General features: G+C 44.4%; 1 protein-coding gene. It reads left to right on the top strand.

Annotated features, from left to right (window positions below):
* Window positions 1–299 precede the first annotated feature (299 nt).
* Entirely contained in the window at window positions 300–1355 is a 1056-nt protein-coding gene (locus tag GBM95_RS11685) for a glycosyltransferase family 4 protein (protein ID WP_152159247.1), read from the top strand.
* Window positions 1356–1434: the final 79 nt, after the last annotated feature.

Raw genomic sequence — 1434 nt, 5'->3', positions numbered from 1 at the left:
GTTACATCTTTTTGATTGACTTCGAATGCAATTGCGCGATTGAGATTGTCCGTGTGGTTGCTATACTGCATGGCGAGGCGTCCGGTTGGTTTTTTCCTGACAATTAAATTATACCGTGATCGCCTCTTTTCATTTGTGCAACAAGCATAAACACTGATTTAGGTCATTATTTGATCCGTATACGCCGCCTGAAAATTTAAGCCTACCTGCCGATTGCAGATGAGCCTACGCCCAAGGTCTATTTTTGGGCGAAATATTCAGGTTAAACAGCAACATTGCATCCGCACTTGGGGCGACTGATGAGAATTGGCATCTTTTGTAATACTTTTGGCCGCTCGGGCGGTATGGAGACTTATGCTCTGAATATGGTCAAGGCCTGTCTGCAGCTGGGCCACACACCCGTAGTCTTCTGCAAAAAAGCCGACCGTTCACTTCCCTTTGCGGATCAGTGCGAAATTCATGAATATTCGCTTCAGTTCCTCCCCAACAAACTCTACCTGTGGCTCTTTCATCGCTGGCTGAGCAGAATAACGAAGCAAGTGCCCGTCGAGTTTTCCATAGGCTGCTGTTTGGGAGGCTTCCCTGAAGTCATTGCATGCGGCGGAACTCGAATCGGCTACCTGAAGGCAATGCGCAAGCCTGTGATGCCGTGGGATCGCATGCTGATCAGCATTGAACGTTCGTCGTATGGAAATGCCAAATTTGTGGTGGCTCATGCTCAAACGATGGAACGTGAACTCACAGAACTTTACGGCATTAATGCTTCAAAAATTTCCGTGATTTATCCACCACAACAATTTCCGGAACTCAAGCAAAATCCAGATATCGCTGCACTCCGTAAAAAATATGGGCTTCCAGAAGACAGAACAATTTTTCTTTTCCCATCTTTGAGTCATAAAAGAAAAGGGTTTGATCTTCTTAAGCAATACTTCACATCCACAAAACACAACGAACTTCTAGTGGTGGCTGGGAAGCCTGTTCCTGCAGGCTGCCGGAATATTCTGCATTTAGGCTTTTGCACCAATATGCAGGAAATTTATCAGCTATCTGATTACACCATTTTGGCGAGCTTTTACGACCCTCTAGGCACTGTTGGCATTGAGAGCATCTGGAATGGCACTCCTGCGGTTATGGCTAATGGAATTGGATGCCACGAAGTTATTGATCCATCTGTCATTAGAGGCTTTGATCCTTATAGTTATGAGAGTCTCTTCCAATGCATGGAAGACCTGCAGCAGCATCCCATTCCTAAGCTAGACCGTCCCTACCAAAAATACCTGAGTTATCCTGTCGATAAAACGCCTGAGATTCATCTGCAGGAAATTATACAATTAGTGGGGACTTCCATAAAATAAATGCCTGTAAATTCTGAAAATTTCAGAGTTTACAGGCATGAAAAATGGGTGTTTTGTGTTATAATTGAATTTGCGAAAA

Source organism: Sutterella seckii, assembly GCF_009183815.1.
GTDB lineage: Bacteria > Pseudomonadota > Gammaproteobacteria > Burkholderiales > Burkholderiaceae_F > Sutterella > Sutterella seckii.
This window is presented reverse-complemented; position numbering and strand designations above follow the sequence as displayed.

Excerpts from the sequence above, each read along its gene's own strand:
- GBM95_RS11685 (WP_152159247.1), top strand. The coding sequence starts at position 300 with ATGAGAATTGGCATCTTTTGTAATACTTTTGGCCGCTCGGGCGGTATG.